This is a genomic window from Xanthobacter autotrophicus (assembly GCF_030015065.1).
In the GTDB taxonomy this organism is placed as follows: Bacteria; Pseudomonadota; Alphaproteobacteria; order Rhizobiales; family Xanthobacteraceae; genus Xanthobacter; species Xanthobacter autotrophicus_D.
The window spans coordinates 1-452 of sequence record NZ_JAIVFN010000408.1; the positions used below are offsets into that span (position 1 = coordinate 1).

1 protein-coding gene is annotated in these 452 nt (G+C 54.9%); it reads right to left on the reverse strand.

Features of this window, described 5'->3' with window-relative positions; all coding sequences use genetic code 11:
* On the reverse strand, positions 1–417 hold a 417-nt coding region (locus K9U40_RS23770; protein WP_282892517.1), incomplete at its 3' end, for a hypothetical protein.
* Between the last annotated feature and the right edge of the window lie 35 nt (positions 418–452).

Sequence of the window (452 nt, forward strand, 5' to 3'; positions counted from 1 at the left end):
GCTGAAATAGGCCTCGTTGAACTGGCTCAGCAGGCCGTTCGAAACAGTGCTTCCAGCGGCGAGGACTTTGGCCGCAGCAGCAGGCGTTGTCACGGCGGCTGCCCCCGACAGCAGCGTCGCAAGGCCACTCCATCCCATCTGGGTTTGCGACTTCGAAGCGGTCAGTACTCTCAGATACGTTGCGCAACGCTGATTCGAGGCGGCAATGAGGCGATCCTGCAAATCATTGCGGCGGTACTTGAAACTCTCCTGGTTCGTGTTTTCGCTGACCGCTGCAATATCGTCCAGTTCATAAGTATGGAGCAGTTCATCTATGTGAACCAGTTCATAGCTCTCCGCTCGGGCTTTCTCATTTTTCTTGGCACTTTGGACGACAATCGATCCCGCCCCACTCAACAGATTTTCTTCTTCTGGCATGGTGTAGCTGCGAATTGCGCTGCAGCCAGTAACAC